Origin of the sequence: Arthrobacter sp. BPSS-3, assembly GCF_044628475.1 — a bacterium.
In the GTDB taxonomy this organism is placed as follows: domain Bacteria; phylum Actinomycetota; class Actinomycetes; order Actinomycetales; family Micrococcaceae; genus Arthrobacter.
In genome coordinates this window covers 343,333-366,322 of record NZ_JBIMMV010000001.1, presented here as the reverse complement: position 1 = coordinate 366,322, position 22,990 = coordinate 343,333, and the positions used below count along the sequence as shown (strand labels likewise).

Here is a 22,990-nt window from a genome sequence, read left to right as displayed (position 1 = left end):
GTGAACAGCGACGCGCTGGCAGCCGACCAGACCGAGCATGCCGGCGAAACGATCGCCGTCGTCGCCGCCGGGGCCCTGCCCTGGCGGGTGAAGAAGGACAAGCTGGAGGTCCTGCTGATCCACCGGCCCCGCTACGACGACTGGTCCTGGCCCAAGGGAAAACTGGATCCGGGCGAAACGGTTCCCGAGTGCGCGGCGCGGGAGGTCTCCGAGGAAATCGGCCTGCGGGCGCCGCTGGGCATCCCCCTGCCGCCGATCCACTACCGGGTCAACGCCGGGCTGAAGGTGGTGCACTACTGGGCGGTCGACGTCGACGGCGCTCCCCTGCACCCGGACGGCAAGGAAGTGGACAGTGTCCTCTGGTGCGCGCCGGAGAAGGCCGCCCGCCTGCTCACCAATCCCTCCGACCGCGCCCCGCTGGACGCCCTGGTGGCAGCCCACGAGCGGCACGAGCTGGAGACCTGGCCCCTTGTGGTGATCCGACACGCCAAGGCCAAGCCCCGCTCCTCCTGGTCCAAGGCTGAGGGCGACCGTCCGCTGGCCGCCACCGGGACCCGCCAGGCCCAGGCCGTGGGCCGGCTGTTGCAGGCGTGGCGCCCTTCCCGGGTGGTCACCAGCCCGTGGCTGCGCTGCGTCGCCACCGTCGCGCCCTACGCCAAGGCCGTGGAGGCCAAGGTCAAGCTGCACGATTCGCTCACCGAACACCTGCACAGCCGCAGCCCGCACAAGACTGCCAACGTGGTGGAGGGCCTGTTCGACAAGGAACGGCCGGTGGCGCTGTGCACGCACCGCCCGGCGCTCCCCACCGTGTTCGCGCAGCTGGGCAAGCACATGAACTCCCGGCTCCGCGCCCTGCTGCCGGAGTCGGATCCGTATCTTGCGCCGGGCGAACTCGTGGTCTGCCACGTCTCGCGGGCCAAGGGCAAGGTCATCGCCGTGGAGCAGTTCCGCCCGTTCGACGACTAGGTCCTTGACCCCGGTTCCCCGCCCAGCTAGTTTGTATCAACTGCTTGATACAAACTAGGCGGATCATTGGGGGATCTTATGCCGGGCCTTCTGTACGTGCCATCGATGCTGGTGGTGGGGCTCTCGCTGGGCGCCATGGTGGTGTACATCGTGCTCCGTTGGGTGAGCCACGATCCCGCCACCGGAACGTCGGCCGCATCGCTGTCCAATCATGCGCTCTGGGTGGGGATCATCGGCTGGGTTGCCAGCTCGCTTCAGGGCGCGATGAACCTTGGCATCATCCCGGCCAATCCCTCGGCGGCGCCCTATCCCAGGGGTACAGAGGCCGTCGTTCTAGCCCTGGCCTGGCCGGTCCTGGGCTGCCTCGCGGTGCACGCCGTGGGCCAGCTCAGCTACCCCGGGCCCCAGCAGGCGCGACGGCGGACGGTGCTCTCCGTTCGGCGGATCCGGGATTTCCTGCCGCGCCGCCTGGCGCTGGTGACGGGCGGGATTTTCGTAGCGGCCGGCGCGTTGATCGCCGTCGTCGCGATGCTGCCGGGCTTCGACGCCGTCCCGGCCGTCACCGTGAACGACGGATCCGTCCCCCTGCTCCTGGGGGGCCGCGACGGGCGCATCCCCGGAGTGGAACTGGCCGCCTGGCTCGGCGCGGCCCTGGTGGTCCTGGCCGGCGGCACTGTGCTGGTGCTCCTTCTCATCGCCGGCCGCCGTCAGCTGGAGGCCCTCGACGCCGCGGACAATGCGACGCTGCGCAGCATCGCCATGAACCGCCTGCTCAGAACCGTCGCCACCATCGCCGCGGGCCTGGGCGTCATCGCGGGCAACTACGCGACACACCCGGATCCGGCCGCCGTTTCCACGGGGTGGGTCAATCCGGCCGGACTGGCCGGCATGGCGGTGTTGCTGGTGATGTTCTGCTGGCGGCCGCCCACGCTGGCGGCGTCGCTGCTCGGACCCGATAACCGTCCGGTTGAGGGGCTGCGATCCGGCCAGCATCCGGCGGCGCGATTGCTGTCCTCGCTCGGACCGCTCCACGCCGCTGCTGCCGGGTTGCCGCTGGTGGTGGGGGCATTCGTCCTCTCCGGTCCGGCTGCCGAAACCTTCGAGCTGGGCTGGGCCGTCTTCGCCACCGTCGCCGCGGTTGCCTCATCGGCCGGCCTGGCCGCCGGGGAGCTGGTGCTCCGGCACAACTACGGCGACGCCGGAGTCCCCCGCAGCCAGCCGCGCCGGACCGTCGGCCCGGCGATGCTGACCACGGCAGTCCTGGCGCTCGTCGCATTCCTGCTGGCCTTGGCAATCACGGCCATCGGTCAGAGTTCACTCGGCGGTGCGGCGGACTGGCTGCCCATCGCGGGGCTGGCGGCTGTCGGTGCGGCCGCCTCCCTGCCGGTCGCACTTCTCGCCCGGTTCCGGCGAAGCGTCCCCAACGGGCCGGACGCAGCGCTCCGGGCCGTCACCGTGCACCGGGCCGTGAGGACCCTGTCGTCGCTCCTCGCCGCGTTGACCGCCGCCTTGCTGATGACCCAAACCCCGGCATGGGCTGCGGTCTTCGCGCCGGCCGGGACCGGAGTGCCTTTCGGGTACTCCGTCGGTGAGTGGTGGCCCGCATCCCTGGCGGGAGTCGTCTTCGTTGCTGCCGCCATCGTCATCGCCATCGTGCCCGTCCGTCTTCCGCACCGAGGTTTCGTACGTCCCACCCCACAGCCGGCCGCATGACCGCAGGACTTTCCATCGATCTCCGCTCGGCAGTTCCCCCGTTCGAACAAATCCGGGCGCAAATTGCGGCGTTGATCTCCGCCGGTGCACTCGAGCCGGGGGCACACCTCCCGACCGTGCGGCGGCTGGCGGCGGACCTGGGCATCGCCGCGGGTACGGTCGCCCGGGCGTACCGGGAATTGGAGCACGCCGGCCTGGTCGAGACGGGCCGCCGGAAGGGGACGACGGTGGCAACCTCACTGCCACCGGGGGCCAGCCCGGGAGGCGCCGGCGTCGAGGTGGAGCAGGCTGCCGACCGCCTCATCGCCGCTGCCCGTTCTGCCCATCTGGACGATGCGGCAGTCCTCGAGCTGGTGCGGGGCCGGCTGTCCGGCACCTTCGACTAGGATTGACCGCCGGACACCGCCGCAGGACTCCGGTCAGTAGACTGGTGGGGTGAGCATCCCAACGCCCTACGAAGACCTGCTTCGCGACGTCCTGGAGCACGGCACCCACAAGTCCGACCGCACGGGGACCGGCACCAGCAGCGCCTTCGGCCGACAGCTGCGCTTCGACCTCGCCGACAGCTTCCCGCTGATCACCACCAAGCGGGTGCACTTCAAGTCGATCGCCGCCGAGCTGCTCTGGTTCCTTCGCGGCGACAGCAACGTGAAGTGGCTGCAGGAGCAGGGCGTCACCATCTGGAACGAATGGGCCGACGCCGACGGCGAGCTGGGCCCGGTTTATGGCGTGCAGTGGCGGTCCTGGCCCACGCCCGAGGGCGGCCACATCGACCAGATCGCCGAACTCATTGACAACCTCAAGAGCAACCCGGACTCCCGCCGGCACATCGTCTCCGCCTGGAACGTCTCGGAGCTCAAGAACATGGCGCTGCCGCCCTGCCACGCGTTCTTCCAGTTCTACGTGGCTGACGGCAAGCTCTCCTGCCAGCTGTACCAGCGTTCGGCCGACCTCTTCCTCGGTGTCCCGTTCAACATCGCCTCCTACGCCCTGCTGACCCTCATGGTGGCCCAGCAGACCGGGCTGGAACCCGGCGAGTTCGTCTGGACAGGCGGTGACGTCCACATCTACGACAACCACGTGGACCAGGTCCGCACCCAGCTGGAACGCGAACCGTACGAGTACCCGACGCTGAAGCTCACCCGCACCCCGGCGTCGATCTTCGACTACACCCTTGAGGACTTCGAGGTTGTCGGCTACCGGCACCACCCCACGATCAAGGCCCCGATCGCCGTATGAGCACCGATCCCCAGCAGGGCAACTCGGCGGCTGCCCCCGCGGAGCCCGGCGGCTTCACCGACCAGCTGCACGACAGCCTCACCGGCCTGGGCCTGGTGTGGGCACAGACCAGCACCGGAGTGATCGGCCAGGGCGGCACCATGCCGTGGGAGCTGCCCGAGGACATGCGGCACTTCAGCCGGCTCACCACCGGACACCCGGTCATCATGGGGCGGAAGACCTGGCAGTCCTTCCCCGCGAAGTTCCGCCCCCTTCCCGGCCGGGCCAACATCGTCATCACCAGGCAAGACGGCTGGGGCGACACCCCCGAGGCGGAGGGCGCCCTGGCCGTGGCATCCCTCGATGAGGCCCTGCTGGAATCCCAGTTCGCCCCCGGCCCGGAGATGGTCTGGGTGATTGGCGGCGGCGAGATCTACGCGCAGGCCCTGGACCTGGCCGACGTCGCCGTCGTCACCACCATCGACACCGCAGCCGAAGGCGACACCTTCGCCCCCGAGCTCGGCTACGAATGGCGCACGGAAACCAATTACCCGGCCGACGGCTGGCTCACCGCCGCCAACGGCACCCGCTACCGGATCACCCTCTGGCGCCGTACGGAGGCCAAATAATGCTGCGTAAACCCGAAACCCTGTTCGTCCTGGGCTACATGCTCCTGCCCCTGCTGGCGCTGCTGTCCGCCATCGTGGGACTGACCATGATCCTGGGCGGCAACAAGATCGCCGGGGCGATCGTGCTGGTGATCGTCACTCAGGTGTTCGCCTTCGGCGCCATGTTCGCGCTGCGGCGGCGCAAGAGCGCCCTGCTGGCCGACGACGGCGAGTAGCGGGCGCCCTCGTCCCGGCGGACCCGGATGGGGAGAGCACCCCATCGCGGCCTGCCGGCAACCGGGTTAGATTGGGGCGGTCCGGTTCACGGGTCCCCTCGCTGAGGTGGACAGCGGCCGGTGGAATACGTGGGAGTGCGGCAGCGGCACAGTAGGCTGGTGCCCGACAAAGGGGGATGTACATCGTGGCAGGTAACGTGTGGGGCGCCGACGTCGCCCAGCTGCGCATGCTGGCGCAAAGCTTCGGACAGACCTCGGAGACGCTGCTGCAGCAGTCGACGGCCCTGACGGCGGCCATCAACAACAACACGTCGTGGAAGGGTGCGGACAGCGCGCGCTTCACCTCGGAGTGGAACGGCAGCCACCGCGCCCTGATCCAGCAGACCGCCCGGGCGCTCAAGCAGCAGTCCAAGCAGTTGCTGACGCAGGCCGACGAGCAGGAGAAGGCCAGTAACGCCAAGGCCGGGTCCGGCGGCGGACCACTGGGTCCGCTCGGCCACGGTTCCGGCCCTGGGGCGTGGGCTGTGGCCGGAGGCATCCTCGCCGGCGGCGCCGCGGGACTCAAGACGTTCATGGGAATCCAGAAGAACATCAAGACCCCGCTCACCTTGGCCAAGACCGTCGGGCAGTACGGCTGGGTACTGAAGAACCAGCGCGCCGAACTGGTGAACGCCCTCTTCACCAAGGGCAGGCACCGGCTGGGCGGGCCGGGCTTCGAGATCCGCAACCTCTGGCAGACCACAGCGGGCAACAAGACCCTTGAAGGGCTGCTCAAGGATTCCTCCAAGGCCAGCCGCACCCTCAACGCGATCGACAAGGCCTCGGACGCGGCGTCGCTGAAGAACCTCAACAACTTCATCAAGCCGTTGGACAAGCTCGGCGGTTTCATCGCGGAGAAGCCCTGGCTCGGCAAGGGCACGAGCCTGGAGTGGCTCGGCAAGTCCGGCATCGCCCGCGGCCTGGGTTGGGCCGGCGTCGGCTTCAACACGTATGACTCGGTCGCCAAGTTCGCCGACGGCGACATCAAGGGGGGCGCGGCCAGCGCCGGCAAAGCCCTTCTCGGCGTCGGCTGCTTCCTTCCCCCGCCCGCCGGCACCGTTTGCCAGGTGGCCAGCGTGGGAATCGCGGTCTACGAGAACTGGGACACCATCACCAGCGTGGGTAAGGACATCGGTGAGGGTGTGGTCAATGCCGTGAAGGACCCCGGCAAGTTTGTCAGCGACACCGCCAACAACGTCAAGAATGCAGGAAAGTCCGTGGCCAAGTTCTTCGGCTTTGGAGATTAGGAGACCTAGATGACCGTCCAGCACGAAACGACCCAGGAACCGCGCCTCGGCGTCGACGTCATCGGTTTCGGGGTGGGCGAACTCGCCTACCTCCTCAACGTTTTCGAGGGACCTTCCCGTGACCGTTCCGTCAGCGTCTTCCGCGCCGAGGAACTCGTCGAGGACTCCACGCTGAACACGGCCGGCGCATCCTCCCTGCTGGCCCGGGACCTGGCCGTCGTCTCTGACGACGACCAGGTCGGCGTCAAGGGCGTCGCCGCCGCCGTCGCAACGGCCATGGGCCATGCGACGCGCTGGACCGAGATGTCCCTCCTGACCGAGGACAGCATGGACAACGTGGTGCTTATCGAAGCACCGGAGGTAGCCCTCATGCTGCAGCCTCGCGCCCTGGGGACCTGGTTTGCGTTCGCGCAGGATCCCACCATCGGCTCCGCGGAGGCCATCCTGCGGGTGCTCCGCCAGCACGTCGAGGAACACCCGGGCGGCACGGCCTACCTGGTCTTCAAGACGTTGCAGGAGGAGAAGCACCTGCTGGTCCGCCGCGACGGCAGCGACTGGGCCACCGGCGTTCCGGACTTCGCCACCGACGAGGTTGCAGAGAGCGCCCCGCTGGACGACGCCGGGCTGCTGGCCGGCATTGAGGAGTCCCGTGGCGAGGCGTAGCCGGGATGTCCCGCAGGAACCGGGATACACGCCGTCGCCTGCGCCGAAGGAACCCGTGAGGCACCGCCTTGCCGAAAATGGTGAGATCGTCGCCTATACCGACGAGGAATACGGGGTCCGCAAGGACGACGGCCTCGGCGTCATCAAGCCCGTGAACTCCTCCGGTGGGCTGTTGTTCCTGTCCCTGCTGATGACGGCGCTGTTCGGGCTGATGCTTTACGCGGTTGTCCAGATGGCCCTGACGGACCAGTGGCACATCATGGGCGAGATCTGGTGGATGTACGTATTGGTGCTGTTTCCGCTCTTTGCCGGCTGGGCCGGCTTCATCAAGGAACGCAAGGCCGAGAAGCTCCGCAAGGCCCGTGACCTGCCCCGGCCGGCCGAATAGTCGATTACGCCGCAACCGTCCGGCTGTGGCGTAACCGACTGCGGCTCCGGCGGCGTGAAGTCTAAACTGGCCCAATGACTACAGCAGCTTCCCCGACCGTCGGACTGGTCGGATGGCGCGGCATGGTCGGCTCCGTCCTGATGCAGCGCATGCAGGACGAGGGCGACTTCGCCGCCATCAACCCGGTCTTCTTCTCCACCTCCAACGCGGGCGGTGCAGCCCCGGACATCGCCGGTGCCGCGTCCGGGAAGCTGGAGGACGCCTACGACGTCGAGACCCTCGCGAAGCTGCCGATCATCGTCACCGCCCAGGGCGGCGACTACACAAAGCAGGTCCACGGCGAGCTGCGCAGCCGCGGCTGGGACGGCCTCTGGATCGACGCCGCCTCCACCCTGCGGATGAGCGAGGACTCGATCATCGTCCTCGACCCGATCAACCGCGACGTCATCGACGCCGGCCTGGACGGCGGGGTCAAGGACTTCATCGGCGGAAACTGCACGGTATCCTGCATGCTCATGGGCCTGGGCGGCCTGTTCACCAACGGCCTGGTCGAGTGGGGAACCTCCATGACCTACCAGGCGGCCTCCGGCGGCGGCGCCCGGCACATGCGTGAACTGCTCAGCCAGTTCGGCACGCTCAACGCCGAGGTCAGCACGGAACTGGACGACCCGGCGTCGGCCATCCTCGAGATCGACCGCAAGGTCCTGGCCCACCAGCGCACCGACATCGACGCCACCCAGTTCGGCGTGCCGCTGGCCGGCTCGTTGATCCCGTGGATCGATGCGGACCTGGGCAACGGCCAGTCCAAGGAGGAGTGGAAGGCCGGCGTGGAGACCAATAAGATCCTCGGCACCTCCGCCGCGGACCGGGTGATCATGGACGGCCTCTGTGTCCGGATCGGCGCCATGCGCTCCCACTCGCAGGCCCTGACCCTGAAGCTCCGCGAGGATCTCTCCGTCGCCGAGATCGAGAAGCTGCTGGACGCGGACAACGAGTGGGCCACCGTGGTGCCCAACACCAAAGAAGCGTCCATGGCTGACCTGACCCCCGTGGCGGCGTCCGGCACGCTAAATATTCCGGTGGGACGGATCCGCAAGCTGGAGATGGGCCCCGAGTACATCAGCGCCTTTACCGTGGGTGACCAGCTTCTCTGGGGCGCGGCCGAACCGCTGCGCCGCATGCTCAAGATCGCCACCGGCACCCTCTGACGCCGGGGGCTACAGCCCCAGGAACCGCCGGTACTCCGCGGCCCGCAGCTCGAACGATTGCCGGGCGGCGGGCCGCAGTCCGTCCCGGGTCTCGAAGGGTTCGGCGACGACGTCGACGCCTTGGTTCCGGCCCCGACGCGCCGTGGCGCTCCACGTCCCGACCACCTGCCCGCCGGCCACGATGGTCTTCTTGAAGACACCGTTGCCGCCCGGCACGATCTTGTCAGCATGGTCGGCCGGGAGGACGCCGGACCGGTCCGTGTAGCCGAGCACGAACTCGTCGAACCCCGGCAGGGCCAGCACGGAGCGGCCGCCGGGCACACCCTCGGCCAGCAGCGCCGCGGTTTCCGGGGCCAGCCAGTACCGGTTCCCCTCGAACTCCAGCTCCGCCAGTTGGTCCTTGATCTGCGCCAGAGCGGCGCGGGTCTCGGTGAGCGGAATCCCGGACCACCAGGCGAAATCCCGTTCCGTGGCCGGGCCGTGGCTGCGCAGGTAGCGCAGCAGCCATTCGGCCGTCCCCTCCGCCCGGTCCAGGGTCCGCGACGCCGTGATCCAGTCATCGAAGGCGACCACCAGCTGCTGGTTGCCCGCCAGTGGCCCCAGGACCAGCAGGCGCAGCTGGCAGAGGGCCGCGAGCAGGTGGATGCCGCGCTGCCCGGCCGGGGATTGGCCCGCCTGATCAAACGCCTCGAACAGCTCCGCCCGGCTGATTGCGGCACCCCCGGCGACCCGTTGCAGCGCGGCGTCCGCGGCGGCGTCGATGTCCGCGCTGGTGATCTCCAGTTGCCGGTGCCGTGCGCCCAGGCTCCGGAGCAGCCGGCCGGAGGTGATCTGCAGGATCCAGCCCAGGTCCTCGGGAGCGAGCAGGTGAAGAGTGCCGCGCATCGGCCAGGACCGGACCACCTCGCCGCGGTCCAGGGCGCCGCGCACGTCGGCCAACGCAGCCCCGGGGACCCGCACGCCTACGGCCCAGAGCGCGGCCGGCAGGTCCTGGGCCTGCATCGCCGTCATGGTCCGCACCGCCTCCGGAACCGAAGCGAAGCCCGCCCCGACCAGTCCCTGCGACACGAGCCGGAGCCGCCCCAGCAGAGGACGGGTCAGGCGCGGACCGGCGGGTTTCATGGCACCATCCTAGGGCCGCCCTCCGTCCGCCCGCGGGAACATGCGGAACCCCCGGAGCCCTCCCAGCGTCCGCCCAGCCGGAGTCCTTAAACTGGATCAATGACATTGGGAGACGTGTGGCCCCGGCTGCGGCCGCTGTGCCGGAGGCTGGCCCTGCTGGGCTGGGCCGCCAGCGCGGTGGGCATGGCCGCGGGACTCGCCGTCGCCATCGCCAGCGGCACCCGCCTCTCCCCCCTGATGACGACGTTCCAGACCGTCTCCGTGGCCGCCATGGCCATCGCCGTCGTGAGCTTCGCGACCGCCGCCACCCTGCAGCCCCGCCGGACCCCCAGGGAGCAGGAGCGCCGGAACCTGGAGCTGGACCCGGGCGCCGCGTTCCCCGCCACGGTGCAAAGCCTGCTGCTGGGGTCCCTGGCCCTGCTGGCCGGAGCGGTGGCGTTCGCGTGCGCCGGGCTGATGCTGCGCAGCGGCCCGAGCGTGCAGTCCGTGGCCTTCTGCCAGGTGTTTCTCCTGGGCGCGGCCGCCTCCGGCTTCACGTTCATGCTCTTCACCAAGGTGGTCCCGCGGCGGGGACGAAACTAGTCCGCTGCTGACGTGGCCCGGCCCCTACCGTAGGCTGGTCCGATGACTGTGGGGAGTTTACTTGGCGGGGTGGGACGCGTCCGCCTCTTGTGGCTGTCGCTGGCCACCCTTGCCGTCGCAGCAGGAACCGCCGCGACGGCGGGAGCCCTGGGCCAGGAGGCGAGCGGACGCGACCCGGAGCCCTATCTCATCTGGGGAATCCTGGGGTTGGCCGGCGGGTACGCCTCGCTCTCGGCCGGAGGCCGGGCGGTCGCTGCGGCGCCTGGGAAGGTTAGGCTGCTGCGCGGCTGGCGTGAGCATCCCCGTTCGGTCCACGTGCTGGTGGTGCTGACCGCCCTGGGCACGGCGGCATCCATCGCTGCCATGGTGCTGGGCTTGAACCATGCTTTCGGCGGGATACGGGCCAGCACACTTTCCGCGGCCGTCTATTACCCCACCATGGCGCTGGCGGGCTGGGCGCACGCGCTGGCGGCGTCGGCGCTGAAGACCCGCGCACGGCAGGAAGAACCCGCCCAGGATCCCGTGGGCTAGAGTTCGACGCCGATCAGCAGCGGTTCGGGATGCAGCTCGATGCCGAACCGGTCTGCGACGCCGCTGCGCACCTCGCGGGCGATGGCCAGCACATCATCGGTGCTGGCGCCGCCGCGGTTGGTGATGGCGAGGGTGTGCTTCGTGGACAGGGAGGCCCGGCCGCCGGACACGCTGTCCGGTTCAAGGCCAAAGCCCTTGCCGAAGCCGGCCCGGTCGATCAGCCAGGCCGCGGAAAGCTTGACCATGCCTTCGGCGCCCGCGGGGAACCGGGGCGCGTCGGCCGGCAGCCGGTCCGCGGTCTCGGCCGGCACGATCGGGTTGGTGAAGAATGACCCGGTGGAGTATGTATCGCGGTCCTCGGCGTCCCAGACCATGCCTTTGGAGGCCCGGAGCCGCAACACCTCGCGGCGGACGTCGTTGGAGTAGGCCCGCTGGCCGACCTCGACGCCGAGGGCCCGGGCCAGCTCGGCGTAGCGGATGGGGGCGCTCATGCGTCCCAACGGAAGCTGGAATTCGACCGTGAGGACCACGTAGCGGGGTGAACCGCTGACGGTGGTTTGCTTCAGGATCGAGTCGCGGTAGCCGAACTTCAGTTCGGAATTGGTGAAGGTCTGCACGGCGTTCCGCTGCCGGTCCCAGGTGCGGACCGCGGCGATGGTCTGGGACACGTCAGCCCCGTAGGCGCCGACGTTCTGGACCGGGGTGCCGCCGGTGGCGCCGGGGATGCCGGAGAGCGCCTCGATGCCCGACCAGGCGTGCCTGACGGCGTGTTCCACCAGGGCGTCCCAGTTATGACCGGCCTGGACCACGACGGCGACGCCGCCGCAGGAGTCCTCGGCGTTCACGGTGAACCCCTCCGAGGCGATCTTCACCACAGTGCCGGCGAACCCGCCGTCGGCTACCAAGAGGTTCGAGCCGCCGCCGAGGATCAGCACCTGCTCCCCCGCGGCGTCGGCGGTGCGGACGGCGTCGATGATCTCCGCCTCGGTCCGGGCCTCCACATAGCGGGCGGCGGGACCGCCGACGCCGGCGGTGGTCAGGGAGGAAAGCAGAGTCTGGGTCACCCCTCCAGCCTAGCCGCGTTCGGCGGCCCCTCCGAAAGCCGGGGCGCCCGACCCGGGAGGCAGGCCGGCACCCGCGTGGGAATGCGGCCTGGCACCGGACCGGAGGGCCAGGAGTCAGGCGGCCTTCCGCGCCACCGGGGAGAGCAGGAAACTGACCACCAGCATCACCATCACGGCCAGCAGGGAGTGCAGGATTCCCACGTGCTCGGCCAGCAGTCCCAGCAGCGGCGGTCCGCAGAGGAATGCGCCGTAGCCGATGGTGGACACCACGGAAACCCGCGCCGCGGCGCGCACGGGATCGTCGGCCGCAGCAGACATCCCCACCGGGAAGCCCAGGGACGCGCCGAGTCCCCAGAACGCGAGGGCCACGTAGGCCAGCCACGGCACCGGGGCGAAGACGAACAGGGCGAGGCCGCCAACGGCCAGCACGGCGCACCAGCGCATCACCGGGACCCGGCCGAAGCGGTCCAGCGCCACGGTTCCGGCGAACCGGCCCACGGTCATGAAGGTGACAAACAATCCGTACCCGGCGGCCCCGGCGGCCTGCGTCTGGCCGTGGCCGTCGGCCAGCGCCAGCGCCACCCAGTCCCCCGCGGCCCCCTCGGCGAGGGCCAGGCCGAGGACCAGCACACCCAGCAGCAGGGTCCTGCGGTCGCGCCAGGCCTGCGCGATCTGGCGTTTGTTGTCCAGGGGCGCGGCCGCGTCCTGGGAGGCGTGGCTGATCACGGGGATGGGCCCGGTGGACGGGTCCTCGAAGGTATCGGGGCCAGCGGGGGTGAAGGGTTCGTCGGCGGTCACAGGGGTGACGTCAGCGCGGAACCAGGTTGCGGCCGTAGCCACGGATCCGGCGACGAGGGCGCCGACGGCGGCCAGGTGCCAGGCGACCGGGATCCCGGCGCCGGCGGCCCACGCTCCTGCGCCGGCCCCCGCGACCGTTCCGAGGCTGAAGGCGCCGTGCAGGCGCGGCATGATGTGCCGGCGCACAGCCCGCTCGACGGCGGCCCCCTCGACGTTGGAGGCGGTGTTCCAGCTGGCGGTGCCCAGGCCCACCACCACCAGCCCGGCCGCGACCGCGAGCGGGCTGACCAGGACGGAGGTGCCGATGCCGGCGATCACCAGCCCGGTGCCCACCATGATGCTGCCGATCCGGATGGTCTGCTTGGACCCGAAGTGCAGCACGATCAGCCCGGACGCGGATACGGAGACGAAGGACCCCAGCGTCATGCAGAGCAGGAGCAGGCCCACGGTGCCGGGAGTCAGGTCCAGCCCGTCACGGATGGCGGGGATGCGGGACACCCAGCTGGCGAAGGCGACGCCGCTGAAGGCGTACGCCGCGACCACCGCGTTGCGCCACCGGGTGATCTCGGTGGCCTGCGGGGTTCCGACCGTCACGGCAGCGCCATCGGGTCAGGCCACCTTGACGACGGCCTGGGCCTTCATCAGGACCTTCTGGCCGCCCGAGGCGACGGTGAGGTCCACGCGTGCGGTGCCCGCCTCGGCGTCGAGCGCGCCGATGACGGCAGCGACCTCGATCACGGCGCCGGCGTCGGGCGTTCCGGTGGTGTCCGCGACGGGGACGGGCTTGCTGAAGCGGGTCTGGAAGTCCACGACGGCGGCGGGGTCGCCGGCCCAGTCGGTGACGAGCTGGACGGCCGCGCCCATGGTGAACATGCCGTGCGCGATCACGCCGGGCAGGCCGACACCGGTGGCGAAGGCCTCGTTCCAGTGGATGGGGTTGAAGTCTCCGGAGGCGCCGGCGTACTTGACCAGGTCCGTGCGGGTGACCTCGATGGTGCGGCTGCCCAGGTCCTGGCCGACCGTGAGTTCTGTGAAAGTGGGGGTCATGGTTACTGTCCCTCTCCGCGGACCAGGATGGACGAGGTGGTGGTGGCGACCGGGACGCGCTGCCCGGAATCCGTTCCGGCGTCGTCGCCGGTGACGGCGAAGATTTCGGCGCGGGTGGTGATCATGGCCCCTCCGCCCATGGCGCGGACGCCGTCGACGTGCAGCTCGGCTACGAGCCGGTCCCCTGCGGTGATGGGGCGGTGGTGGACGAAGCGCTGGTCCGCGTGGACCACGCGGGAAAAGTCGATGCCGGAGGCAGGGTCCGCGATCAGCTGGGCGTCGGCGCGCTGGGCGACGATGATGGCGAAGGTGGGCGGTGCCACCAGGTCCGCGTGGCCCAGCGACCGGGCAGCCTCGACGTCGAAGTGGGCGGGGTGGGCGGCCTTAACGGCGCGCGCGAATTCGCGGATCTTATCCCGGCCGACGTCGTAAACCTCTGCGGCAGGGTAGCTGCGTCCCTGCAGGTCCGGATTAATAGTCATGAGTCCAGCCTAGCGGCCGCTACCGCTGGAGTTTTTTGCGGATCGCCTGGCCGCGGACCACCATGCCGGCGATGTGCAGGATGAGGCCGGCGCCGATCACGCCGAGGGCGGCGAAGGACAGCGCCTGGTTGCCGGTGGAGTTGCCGATCAGCGTGAGGACGATGCCGGCGGCGATCAGTCCCATGGCGCCGAAGACGAGCACCTTGTAGCGGGTCGGCGCGGTGGCCCAGAATTCGTTCAGCACCCTGCCATTCTACGGGGCCGGACCGGGCGGCCCGCCCCGGTTTGGAAGCTCCGGCTCAGAAGAGCGACTCCTGGACCGCCGGCACCTCGGAGTGGTGCTCCCCGGTTTCCAGCAGGCGTCCCTTCAGGTCTCCGAGGTTGACGACGAACTCCGGCCCGTTGTCCATCAGGCCGGCGAGGGCGATCCCGCCGCTCAGGGACCGGATGGTGAAGCCGTGGGCGTCGGCGGCGAGGGGGTGCGGGTACGGGTGCCGGGGGCTGTGGCCGCAGGCCAGGTCCGCCAGCGCAGGCCGGGCCCAGGGTTCGTCCACCACTTCGTACCCGTCGCCGCCGGCCACACTCAGCAGCGCCCTGGCCCGTTGAGCTTCCTCGGCGTTGCGGGCATCGATCTCGGCCGCGGGGCGCGGGTCGGCCAGGCCGGCGGCTTTGGCGGCGGACCGGATCTGTTGGGGCAGGCCGGCGTCCCGGGTGACCAGGTCCTCGAGCAGCCGGACGATCCGGCCGTCGTCGGCCCGGGCAATGTACCGTGCCGCCACGGCGCCCTGTTCGGCGAGCCGGTGCCATTTCCGGAGCGCGGAGGCCGTGCCCACCTTGGTGGCGCCGTGGGCGAAGGAGGCGACGTAGAGCCAGTGCGGCTGCATCAGGTAGGCCCGCAGGCCGGGCGGCGGGACGTGGCCGCCGCGGTGGAAGTCGTGGATCAGGCGGGAATCGTCCGCCGCGAAGCAGGGGCCGCACTGGTTCCCGCGCTCGGCGTGAGCGTTCCGTGGGCAGGGGATGTGGTCCCGCTCGGCCGGGCCGTGCACCCTGTGGTGGCCCAGGCAGTGTTTGCCGGGGACGGAGATCCGGAACCCGAGCCGGGTTCCGGCGTCGAGCTCCACATCCCGGAAGCCGCCCGCGGCGTCCTGGACGCGCAGGGCGGCGCGGGGATTCTCCGGTTGATCCCAAAAGACCCCGTGAACCAGCTCGTTGGCATGGATCACGGGGTCTCCTGACGGGTCGGGCGCCGCTACAGGGCCGGCTGCACCCCAAAGGCTACCGCGAGCTTCATGATCTTCTCGGCGCGGCCCAGGCGCGGCAGGTCGGAACCGTCGCGGATGACGCGGCCGTTGGCCTCGAAGTCGGCCATGAAGTCCGTGGCCCAGGCGACGTCTGACGGCGTCGGGCTGATGACCTCGTTGATGACGTGGGTCTGGTCGATGGCCAGGCACAGCTTGCCGGTCATACCCATCATCACGGTGATGCCGGTCTGCTCGCGCAGGATCGGGTGGTTGGTACCCACCGTGGGGCCGTCGATGGGGCCGGGCAGGTTGCCGACGCGGCTGGCGACGACGAGCTTGGCGCGCGGGTAGGCCATGGCCTCCGGGGTGGCGGCCATGCCGGTGTCGCGGCGGAAGTCACCGGAGCCAAAAGCGAGGCGGAACGCGCCTTGGGCCTTGGCGATGTGGTTGGCTTCCTCGATGCCGACGGCGGACTCAACCAGCGGGATGACGGGGGTCTTGCCGTCCATGCGGTGGAAGCTCTCGGTGACCTGGTCCGCGGACTCGGTCTTGGCCAGCATCACGCCGAGCAGTCCGGGGGTGCCGCGGAGGCCGGCGAGGTCGTCGGCCCAGAACGGGCTGGTGGCGTCGTTGATCCGGACCCAGGCGTTGCCGCCCGCGGTCAGCCAGTCGACGACGTGCTGCCGGGCCTGGTCCTTCTGGGAGGGGTCCACCGCGTCTTCGATGTCCAGGATGATCGCGTCGGCGCGGGACTCCGAGGATTCGGTGAACAGCTCCGGCTTCATGGCGTTGACCAGCAGCCAGGAGCGGGCGATCTCGGCCGGGACATTGCGTTGGGGCCGGACAATCCCGGCGGTGGTCGTAGAGGTCATGCCTCTACGCTAGCCGCCCGGAACGTCCGGCCGCCAAGTAATACCCCGGTTCCGGGCGACCATTACGACCAAAATCACGTTCCCGCCGCCCACGGGCCGTCAGATGGGGCTTGTAAGAGCCTCGCCTGCCGGCCCGTGGGATGGGTTAGGGGATGTTGCTGCCGCGGGCGGTGATCCAGAGCCGGTACCACTCGGGCCGGGTCATGGCCGCGGCCACGTCCGCCGCACCGGCGCAGGCGCGGATCCGCTCCGGGTTGGCGCTGCCGATCACCGGAGAGATGCCGGCCGGATGCTTCATCAGCCAGCCGAGCACCACGGCTTCGCCGGTGGTGCCCTTCTCCGCCGCCATCGCGGCGACGAGTTCCGCCGTCGCGCTTGCGGCGGCATCCCCACCGCCGGCCGCCCCGGTATACCGGCCCTGGGCCAGCGCTCCGTAGGCCTGCAGCCCGATGCCACGGCGGACGCAGTGCTCCACGGTGCCGTGCGGAAAGCTGTAGTCCGTGCCGTCGGCATGGTTCACCAGGACCGTGCTCTCCAGCCAGGCCCGGGCCCCGAGACTCATCTCCAACTGGTTGGCCACGACGGGCGCCTCCACCCGGTCCTGCAGAAGCTCGATCTGCGCCGCGGACATGTTGGACACGCCAACCGCGCGGACCTTTCCCTCGGCCATGAGGCGGCCGACGGCGGAGGCCACCTCGGCCGGATCCAGCAGGGGATCCGGCCGGTGCAGCATCAGCACGTCCACGTAGTCCGTCTTGAGCCGGGCAAGGCTGCCGTTGACGCGTTCCAGGATCGCCTCGCCGCTCAGGTCGTAGTAGGCGTCGAGTCCGTTCTCACCCAGCCGGATCCCGCACTTGGTCTGCAGCCGGATCCGCTCGCGCAGGCCCGGCGTCCGTGCCAGCACCTCGCCGAACACCGCCTCGGCCTTGCCGCTGCGGTAGATGTCGGCATGGTCGAACAGGGTGATGCCGGCCTCCAGAGCGGCATCAACCGCGGCCGCCGCCTGATCGACGTCGGCTGCCGTGTACGGCTCCGCCGACCAGCTGCCGCCCAGGCCCATGCAGCCATAAATCAGTTCCTGGACAGGGTTCAGTTCCTTGACGGGGGGCACTTCTTCGGCACTCACCGCAGCCAGACGGTGGTGTTGCCGGGCAGCCGGCCGCCGTCGAGGGGTCCGCTGCTGATCAGGACCTCACCGGCGGGCAGGTCGACGGCGTCGGAGCCGAAGTTCGTCACCGACTGCCAGCCGTCGTGCCGGCGGAAGTGCAAGACACCCGCATCGCTGTTCTCCACCCATTCCAGTTCCTCGGAGGCCTGCAACTCACGGCGGAGCTTGAGGGCCTTGCGGTAGAACTCCAGGGTCGAGCCCTCCTGGCCGTCCTGGGCGGCGACGGCGTAGCGGCCGAACCATTCGGGCTGGGGCAGGTGCGCACGTCCGGCGCCGAAGCCGAAGGAGCTGCCCTCAGTTTCCCAGGGCAGCGGGACACGGCAGCCGTCGCGCCCGATCTCGACGCCCTTGTTGCGGAAGAACGTGGGGTCCTGACGCTCGGAGTCCGGGATTTCGCCGACTTCCTGGAGGCCCAGTTCCTCGCCCTGGTACAAGTAGGCAGAGCCGGGCAGCGCCAGCATCAGCAGCGTGGCGGCCCGGGCGCGGCGCAGGCCGAGTTCGATGTCGAGTTCCTCGGCGGGGGCACCGGCGAGGAGCCAGCCCTTGCCGTCCTGGCCCTTGGCGTGCTTGCCGCCGCCCTGCGGGAGGCCGTACCGGGTGGCGTGCCGGACGACGTCGTGGTTGGAGAACACCCACGTGGACGAGGCGCCGGATTCGGTGGCCTCGGCGAGGTTGCGGGTGATGATCTCCCGGAACTCGTCGGCGTCGAAGTCGGCCTGCAGCAGGTCGAAGTTGAACGCCTGGCCCAGGCCCTGCGGGCTGGCGTAGCGGGCGCGGCGGCTCGCGTGGACCCAGGCTTCGGCGACGGCGGTGCGCGGCGGGTTGTATTCGTTGAAGACCTCGCGCCACTCGACGTAGATCTCGTGCACCTCGTCGCGGTCCCAGAACGGGTGCGAGCCGTCGATGAAGCCGTCGGTGCCGGTGTTGGCCTCGCTGAGTTCCAGCTTGGAGAGCAGCGGCTCGGTCAGGTCCTTGGTCAGGGCGTGGGCGACGTCGACGCGGAAGCCGTCCACGCCTCGGTCGGACCAGAAGCGCAGGGTCTTCAGGAAGTCGTCCCGGATCTCGCGGTTGGACCAGTTCAGGTCCGGCTGTTCCTTGGCGAAGATGTGCATGTACCACTGGCCGGGGGTGCCGTCGGGTTCGGTGATGCGCTCCCAGGCGGGGCCGCCGAAGACGGACTCCCAGTCCGAGGGCGGGATCTCGCCGTTCTCGCCCTTGCCATCGCGGAAGATGTAACGCTCGCGGGCGTCCGAGCCGCGCGGGGAGGCAAGGGCCTCCTTGAACCATTCGTGCCGGTTGGACGAGTGGTTGGGGACGATGTCGGCGATCAGCTTGATCCCGGCGGCGTGCAGCGCGGCGGACATCTCGTCGAAGTCGGCGAGGGTACCCAGTTTGGGATCGACGTCGCGGTAGTCGTCGACATCGTAGCCGCCGTCGGCGAGGGCGGACGGGTAGAACGGGGAGAGCCAGACGGCGTCAATGCCGAGGGCCTTCAGGTACGGGACTTTGGCGGTGATGCCCCTGATGTCACCGATGCCGTCGCCGTTGGAGTCGGAGAAGCTGCGCGGGTAGATCTGGTAGACAGACGCCTGGCGCCACCAGTTCGGGTCGGCGGCGGCGTCGGATCCGGACAGGGTGGCCAGCGTGGCGGTGTTCGACAAGTGAAGTCCTTATGAGAGCCGGGTCTGATACTTTGGACAGCATAATTTAGATAGAAACTAAATCTATTACCGCTCAATTATGGGTGCCGCGTTACAGGGAGGTCAAGATTCCGCAGCCGCACGCCGCCGGTACGCCGCAGTCCCTCCGCCGGGTCAACGCCCAGGCGGTTCTCGCCGCCGTCCGGACCACGGAGGTGGCCACCGGCACCGGGCTGATGGCAGCCACCGGACTCACCCGTGCCACCGTGATCGCCGTGTGTGAGGACCTCGTCCGGAGCGGCTGGCTAAGGGAGCTGGACACCCCGGCCCGCGAAGGCGCCTCCCCCTCCGCCGCCGGCAAACCGCGCAAGGGCCGGCCCGCGCGGCGCTTTGAGCTGAATGCCCGCGCCGGCGTCGTCCTCGGCGTCGACATCGGCGCGGGGACCACGACGGCGGCCGTCGCGGACCTGCGCGGCACCGTCCTCGGCCGGGCCAGTGCGGCCTTCCGGGCCACGGACATCCCGGCGGAGGAGCGCGTCAGCGTGGTGGACCGGGCCTGCCTGGACGCACTCCGGGAGGCCGGCCAGACCCCGGAGAAGGTGCTGGCGGTGACGGCCGGCATCGCCGCCCCGGTCGACCGGGAGGGTGCCGTCCTCGCCGCCCAGCACTTCTGGACCCTGTTCGACGTCGGCCTCCGCTCCGCCCTCCACGAACGCCACGGCTGGCCGGTGCGGCTGGAGAACGACGCCAACCTCGCGGCCCTGGGCGAACGCTGGCGCGGAACCGGCGCCGGGGTGACCGACCTGGTGGTGCTGCTGGCCAGTGAACGCCTCGGCGCGGGAGTGCTGGAATCGGGCCGGCTGCTGCATGGCCGGGCGGGCGGCGCCGGGGAGATGGGATTCCTCTCCCTCGTGGAGGGCGTGGGTTCCAGCGCGGGCATCGCGAGCCTGGCCAGGACGTGGCAGGCGGAGGCCGGGGGTCCCACCGGCGGCGGTCCGGCGGGGGCCCGGAGGGTGTTCGCCGACGCCGCGGCCGGGGACGCCGCAGCGCTGGAGATCCTCGACCGCCTCGCCGAGCGGATGGCCCGGGTGATCGCCGCGATCGCCAGCTTCATCAACCCCGAGCAGGTGGTGATCGGCGGCGCCGTCGCCGATTCCGCCGGCGCACTGCTGCCCGGCATCACCGCCGCCCTGCCGGCCCTCACCGCCACTCCCCCGCGAGTCACCGTCTCCACACTGGGGGATGCGATCGTGACGGTCGGCGCCGTCCGGCACGCCCTGGATTACGTCGAGGCGAACGCCTTGGACCTGCGGCTGACGAAGTAGCGGCCGCACCTACTCCGGCATGGTCATGGTGCGCAGGTCCAGCTGCCTCAGCACCCGGTCCGCCACCTCGGGGTCCATATCCGGTTCGTTCCGGGCGGCCACGACTTCCTGGCGGGCTGCGTCCAGGGCGATGGTCTGAACCGCGATCGCCAGCTCCCGGCCGCGCTTGCGCTTGTCCCCCAGGCTTTCGTTGCGCAGGCTGCCGTCGAGTAGCTCGGCGTGCAGGCGGGTCATCTTCTCCTTCACCAGCGCCACCTTCTCCGGGGGCAGCTCCTTCATCAGCTGGTGGTCCTTCAGGGCGGCGACGGCGGCCTGCTGCGCGCGGGCGGCCAGCAGGCGGGCGGCATCCCGCTCCACGGACCCGTCCTCGGAGGCCTTCAGCACCCGCATCAGCCACGGCAGCGTCAGCCCGGGAAGCACCAGGGTGGCCAGCAGCACGGCGCAGGCGATCACCAGCAGCTCGCTGCGGGCCGGGAACGGTGATCCGTCCTCCAGGGTCAGCGGCAGTGCGAGGGCCAGGGCCAGGGTGGCCAGCCCGCGCATGCCGCACCAGGTGAGGATCAGCACTTCCTTGGCGGAGGTGGGCCGGAGCGTGTTCTTGCTGCTGCGGGCCAGCCCGGACATCAGGGCCAGCCAGCCAAAGCGGACGGCGAAGACCAGGACGCAGATCACCGCCGCGGTGCCGGCCATGCCGAGGACCGCAGAGCCCTCATCATGGATGACCTGACGGATCTCCAGGCCAACCAGCCCGAACGCCAGGCCCGTGACCAGCAGTTCCACCACGTCCCAGAATGCGGTCCGGGTGATGCGTTCGGCGGCGTCCTGCGGCCGTGAGTGCCGTTGCACCTCAAGGGCGGTGACGACGACGGCGATGACGCCCGAGGCGTGGAGCTCCTCGGCGAGGATGTAAGCGGCGAACGGGACCACCAGGGTGACGGCGCTCCGGGCCACCATGGACTGCACCAGCCGGGTGACAAGGCCGGTGAGCCAGCCCATGGCGATCCCGACGCCCACGGCCAGGGCCGCGCCGAGCGCAAACTGGAGGACGACGTCGGGCCCCAGCTTGGTGCCCGAAACGGAGGCGGCGACGGCGGCCTGGAAGATGACGATAGCCGCCGCGTCGTTGAACAGGCCCTCGCTTTGCAGCACGGTGATCAGCCGGCGGGGCATGTGGACCCGGCCCGCGATGGAATCCACGGCCACGGGGTCCGGGGGTGCCACCATGGCCCCCAGTGCGATGGCAGCGGGGATGCCGATGCTCGGAATCATCAGCCAAGCGGCACCGGCCACGACGGCGGTGGAGACCACCACCAAGGCGACGGCGAGCATGAGCAGGGTGCGCCAGCGGACCCGGAACACGGCCCAGGAGCTTCGCTGCGCGGTGGCGAAGAGCAGCGGCGGGAGGAAGACCGGAAGGATCAACTCCGGGGTGATGTCAACCTCCGGGAAGCCGGGGATGAAGGTCAGCGCCACGGCCAGGATCAGCATCAGCACCGGATAGGGCAACCGGAGCCGGTCCCCCAGACCCACGGCCACGACGGTGGCCAGCAGTAGTCCAATAATGAGGGCCAAAAGATCCATGTGCTCACTTTCCCCGGGGTGATTGCTTCCGGGCCCGTCGGCGCAATTGCCATTGCGGCGCGGCCGGGAGCCCCTACCACCCTACCCGGGGGCGCGCCTGCGCCCCCGGGTCCGGGGATTGGGAGGGCTTAGAGGAGGGACTGCAGGGCGTCCGCCACCGGAGCCGAACCGTCACGGAATTCGATGGTGTGTCCCGCGGTCTTCGGCTCGGCCAGTACGGCGGCCGCGACCAGCGCGACGTTGGCGCGGGCGGTGCCGGTGCCGTCGGAGGTGTCGGCCGGGTTGGCTTCGATCAGGCCGTTGCCTTCGCCGTCGGTCAGTGAACCCGGGCCCAGGATGGTCCAGTCCAGGCCGCTCTGGCGCAGGTGGGCGTCGGCCGCCGCCTTGGCCTCGGCGTAGGCGTGGAAGCTGTTGTCCTCCGGCACGCCGTGGTCCGGCCCGGCGCCGAGGTAGGAGACCATGACGTAGCGGCGCACGCCCGCCTGGTCTGCGGCGTCCATGGAGCGGGTGGCCGCGTCACGGTCGACGGCGTAGGTGCGTTCCGGGCTTCCGCCGCCGGCTCCGGCGGACCAGACGACGGCGTCGTGGCCGTCCAGCGCCGCGGCGATCTCCGCCGTCGTCGAGTTTTCCACGTCCAGCACCAGGGGGGTGGCGCCGGTGGCGGCGACGTCGTCCCGGTGTTCGGGGTTGCGGATGACCGAGGTCACCTGGGACCCGTCCTGGGTGAGGATGCTGGAGAGTTTCAAGGCCACTTTGCCGTGGCCGCCGATGATCGCAATTTTCGTCATCGTCCCATTCTGTCCCACCCCGGCAACTACCGCATCCGTTGGGCTATCACTTCGGGCGGCTAGACAGCCCGGATGGGCCCCGGAGGTGATAGCGCAACGCCCCGAGACGGGAAACAGAAAACCCCCGGACGCTTTCGCACTTCCGGGGATTCATCTGTAGCGGTGGGGAGGCTCGATCTCCCGACCTCACGATTATGAGTCGTGCGCTCTAACCAACTGAGCTACACCGCCACGAATGAGAAAAACCTGCGTCAAGCCGGTCAAAACCGCCTTGACGCAGGCCCTCATTCAGAGCCCCCCACCGGAATCGATCCGGTGACCTCGTTCTTACCAAGAACGCGCTCTACCACTGAGCTAGGGGGGCAACGAGTAAATACTCTACCGGAAGATTCCGCTCCCAACAAATCGGCGCAGCCGGCGTCCCGCTACCCCCAAAATCCGCGCCAGGACGGGGATATAGCGG

At 70.0% G+C, this 22,990-nt stretch carries 25 protein-coding genes and 2 tRNA genes; 13 read left to right on the top strand and 14 right to left on the bottom strand.

Annotated features, from left to right (window positions below; all coding sequences use genetic code 11):
* The 10 genes from ACFVY3_RS01765 to asd all read left to right on the top strand — a co-directional run bounded on the left by ACFVY3_RS01765 (position 1) and on the right by asd (position 8,286).
* Positions 1–966, top strand: coding sequence for an NUDIX hydrolase (locus tag ACFVY3_RS01765; RefSeq protein ID WP_364133417.1), 966 nt, complete (start codon positions 1–3; stop codon positions 964–966).
* Positions 967–1,044: 78 nt separating this feature from the next.
* Positions 1,045–2,679 carry a hypothetical protein gene (locus ACFVY3_RS01760; RefSeq protein WP_400158572.1) on the top strand — a complete coding sequence of 545 codons (1,635 nt, stop codon included), beginning with the start codon at positions 1,045–1,047 and terminating at the stop codon, positions 2,677–2,679.
* Positions 2,676–3,065, top strand: coding sequence for a GntR family transcriptional regulator (locus ACFVY3_RS01755; RefSeq protein ID WP_364133426.1), 390 nt, complete (start codon positions 2,676–2,678; stop codon positions 3,063–3,065). The genes ACFVY3_RS01760 and ACFVY3_RS01755 overlap by 4 nt, the downstream gene beginning before the upstream one ends.
* 49 nt (positions 3,066–3,114) lie before the next feature.
* Positions 3,115–3,918, top strand: coding sequence for a thymidylate synthase (locus ACFVY3_RS01750; protein WP_400158571.1), 804 nt, complete (start codon positions 3,115–3,117; stop codon positions 3,916–3,918).
* A complete protein-coding gene (locus ACFVY3_RS01745) occupies positions 3,915–4,526 on the top strand; it encodes a dihydrofolate reductase (protein WP_400158570.1) in 612 nt (203 codons plus the stop codon). The genes ACFVY3_RS01750 and ACFVY3_RS01745 overlap by 4 nt, the downstream gene beginning before the upstream one ends.
* The gene (locus ACFVY3_RS01740; RefSeq protein WP_290255970.1) at positions 4,526–4,741 is read left to right on the top strand and encodes an NF038396 family protein; all 216 of its coding nucleotides are present in this window, start codon (positions 4,526–4,528) and stop codon (positions 4,739–4,741) included. Before ACFVY3_RS01745 ends, ACFVY3_RS01740 begins: the two co-directional genes overlap by 1 nt.
* Before the next feature lie 185 nt (positions 4,742–4,926).
* Positions 4,927–6,027: a WXG100 family type VII secretion target gene (locus ACFVY3_RS01735; RefSeq protein WP_400158569.1), complete on the top strand. Its 1,101-nt coding sequence runs from the start codon at positions 4,927–4,929 to the stop codon at positions 6,025–6,027.
* 9 nt (positions 6,028–6,036) lie between these two features.
* Positions 6,037–6,690: a hypothetical protein gene (locus ACFVY3_RS01730; RefSeq protein ID WP_290255972.1), complete on the top strand. Its 654-nt coding sequence runs from the start codon at positions 6,037–6,039 to the stop codon at positions 6,688–6,690.
* Positions 6,691–6,745: 55 nt separating this feature from the next.
* Entirely contained in the window at positions 6,746–7,078 is a 333-nt protein-coding gene (locus ACFVY3_RS01725) for a hypothetical protein (protein ID WP_290255973.1), read from the top strand.
* Between the two features lie 74 nt (positions 7,079–7,152).
* Positions 7,153–8,286 carry an aspartate-semialdehyde dehydrogenase gene (gene asd / locus ACFVY3_RS01720; protein WP_400158568.1) on the top strand — a complete coding sequence of 378 codons (1,134 nt, stop codon included), beginning with the start codon at positions 7,153–7,155 and terminating at the stop codon, positions 8,284–8,286.
* Positions 8,287–8,295: 9 nt separating this feature from the next.
* Here asd and ACFVY3_RS01715 read toward each other — a convergent pair whose 3' ends face one another.
* Positions 8,296–9,408 (bottom strand): winged helix DNA-binding domain-containing protein, encoded by a 1,113-nt coding sequence (locus tag ACFVY3_RS01715; protein WP_400158567.1) that lies wholly within the window; start codon positions 9,406–9,408, stop codon positions 8,296–8,298.
* 99 nt (positions 9,409–9,507) lie between these two features.
* Between ACFVY3_RS01715 and ACFVY3_RS01710 the strand changes: the two genes are divergently transcribed.
* Together ACFVY3_RS01710 and ACFVY3_RS01705 are read left to right on the top strand one after the other, a co-directional pair.
* A complete protein-coding gene (locus ACFVY3_RS01710) occupies positions 9,508–9,990 on the top strand; it encodes a hypothetical protein (protein WP_400158566.1) in 483 nt (160 codons plus the stop codon).
* A 69-nt stretch (positions 9,991–10,059) separates the two neighbouring features.
* Complete coding sequence (locus tag ACFVY3_RS01705) at positions 10,060–10,521, top strand: hypothetical protein (protein WP_400158565.1); 462 nt, start codon at positions 10,060–10,062, stop codon at positions 10,519–10,521.
* Here ACFVY3_RS01705 and ACFVY3_RS01700 read toward each other — a convergent pair.
* The 9 genes from ACFVY3_RS01700 to ACFVY3_RS01660 form a co-directional block, all read right to left on the bottom strand.
* The gene (locus tag ACFVY3_RS01700; protein WP_400158564.1) at positions 10,518–11,585 is read right to left on the bottom strand and encodes a UDP-N-acetylmuramate dehydrogenase; all 1,068 of its coding nucleotides are present in this window, start codon (positions 11,583–11,585) and stop codon (positions 10,518–10,520) included. The genes ACFVY3_RS01705 and ACFVY3_RS01700 overlap by 4 nt on opposite strands.
* A gap of 114 nt (positions 11,586–11,699) precedes the next feature.
* Positions 11,700–12,977, bottom strand: a complete 1,278-nt coding sequence (locus ACFVY3_RS01695; protein WP_400158563.1) for an MFS transporter — start codon at positions 12,975–12,977, stop codon at positions 11,700–11,702.
* Positions 12,978–12,992: 15 nt separating this feature from the next.
* Positions 12,993–13,430, bottom strand: coding sequence for a MaoC family dehydratase (locus tag ACFVY3_RS01690; protein ID WP_377973209.1), 438 nt, complete (start codon positions 13,428–13,430; stop codon positions 12,993–12,995).
* Positions 13,431–13,432: 2 nt separating this feature from the next.
* Positions 13,433–13,912: a MaoC family dehydratase N-terminal domain-containing protein gene (locus ACFVY3_RS01685; RefSeq protein ID WP_400158562.1), complete on the bottom strand. Its 480-nt coding sequence runs from the start codon at positions 13,910–13,912 to the stop codon at positions 13,433–13,435.
* A gap of 19 nt (positions 13,913–13,931) precedes the next feature.
* Positions 13,932–14,156, bottom strand: coding sequence for a DUF3188 domain-containing protein (locus ACFVY3_RS01680; protein ID WP_400158561.1), 225 nt, complete (start codon positions 14,154–14,156; stop codon positions 13,932–13,934).
* A 55-nt stretch (positions 14,157–14,211) separates the two neighbouring features.
* Positions 14,212–15,135 (bottom strand): DUF2797 domain-containing protein, encoded by a 924-nt coding sequence (locus ACFVY3_RS01675; protein ID WP_400158560.1) that lies wholly within the window; start codon positions 15,133–15,135, stop codon positions 14,212–14,214.
* A gap of 26 nt (positions 15,136–15,161) precedes the next feature.
* Positions 15,162–16,025: a CoA ester lyase gene (locus tag ACFVY3_RS01670; protein WP_290255983.1), complete on the bottom strand. Its 864-nt coding sequence runs from the start codon at positions 16,023–16,025 to the stop codon at positions 15,162–15,164.
* Positions 16,026–16,170: 145 nt separating this feature from the next.
* Positions 16,171–17,151, bottom strand: coding sequence for an aldo/keto reductase family oxidoreductase (locus ACFVY3_RS01665; RefSeq protein WP_400158559.1), 981 nt, complete (start codon positions 17,149–17,151; stop codon positions 16,171–16,173).
* Complete coding sequence (locus ACFVY3_RS01660; protein WP_400158558.1) at positions 17,148–18,854, bottom strand: glycoside hydrolase family 13 protein; 1,707 nt, start codon at positions 18,852–18,854, stop codon at positions 17,148–17,150. Before ACFVY3_RS01660 ends, ACFVY3_RS01665 begins: the two co-directional genes overlap by 4 nt.
* Positions 18,855–18,937: 83 nt before the next feature.
* Between ACFVY3_RS01660 and ACFVY3_RS01655 the strand changes: the two genes are divergently transcribed.
* The gene (locus ACFVY3_RS01655) at positions 18,938–20,158 is read left to right on the top strand and encodes an ROK family protein (protein ID WP_400158557.1); all 1,221 of its coding nucleotides are present in this window, start codon (positions 18,938–18,940) and stop codon (positions 20,156–20,158) included.
* A 9-nt stretch (positions 20,159–20,167) separates the two neighbouring features.
* Here the strand turns inward: ACFVY3_RS01655 and ACFVY3_RS01650 are convergent, their stop codons facing one another.
* The 4 genes from ACFVY3_RS01650 to ACFVY3_RS01635 all read right to left on the bottom strand — a co-directional run bounded on the left by ACFVY3_RS01650 (position 20,168) and on the right by ACFVY3_RS01635 (position 22,891).
* Positions 20,168–21,739: a Na+/H+ antiporter gene (locus tag ACFVY3_RS01650; RefSeq protein ID WP_400158556.1), complete on the bottom strand. Its 1,572-nt coding sequence runs from the start codon at positions 21,737–21,739 to the stop codon at positions 20,168–20,170.
* Positions 21,740–21,867: 128 nt separating this feature from the next.
* On the bottom strand, positions 21,868–22,527 hold the full coding sequence (locus ACFVY3_RS01645) for an NAD(P)H-binding protein (RefSeq protein ID WP_400158555.1): 660 nt from the start codon (positions 22,525–22,527) through the stop codon (positions 21,868–21,870).
* Positions 22,528–22,684: 157 nt separating this feature from the next.
* A tRNA-Met gene (locus ACFVY3_RS01640) sits at positions 22,685–22,758 on the bottom strand.
* 61 nt (positions 22,759–22,819) lie between these two features.
* A tRNA-Thr gene (locus ACFVY3_RS01635) sits at positions 22,820–22,891 on the bottom strand.
* Positions 22,892–22,990: the final 99 nt, after the last annotated feature.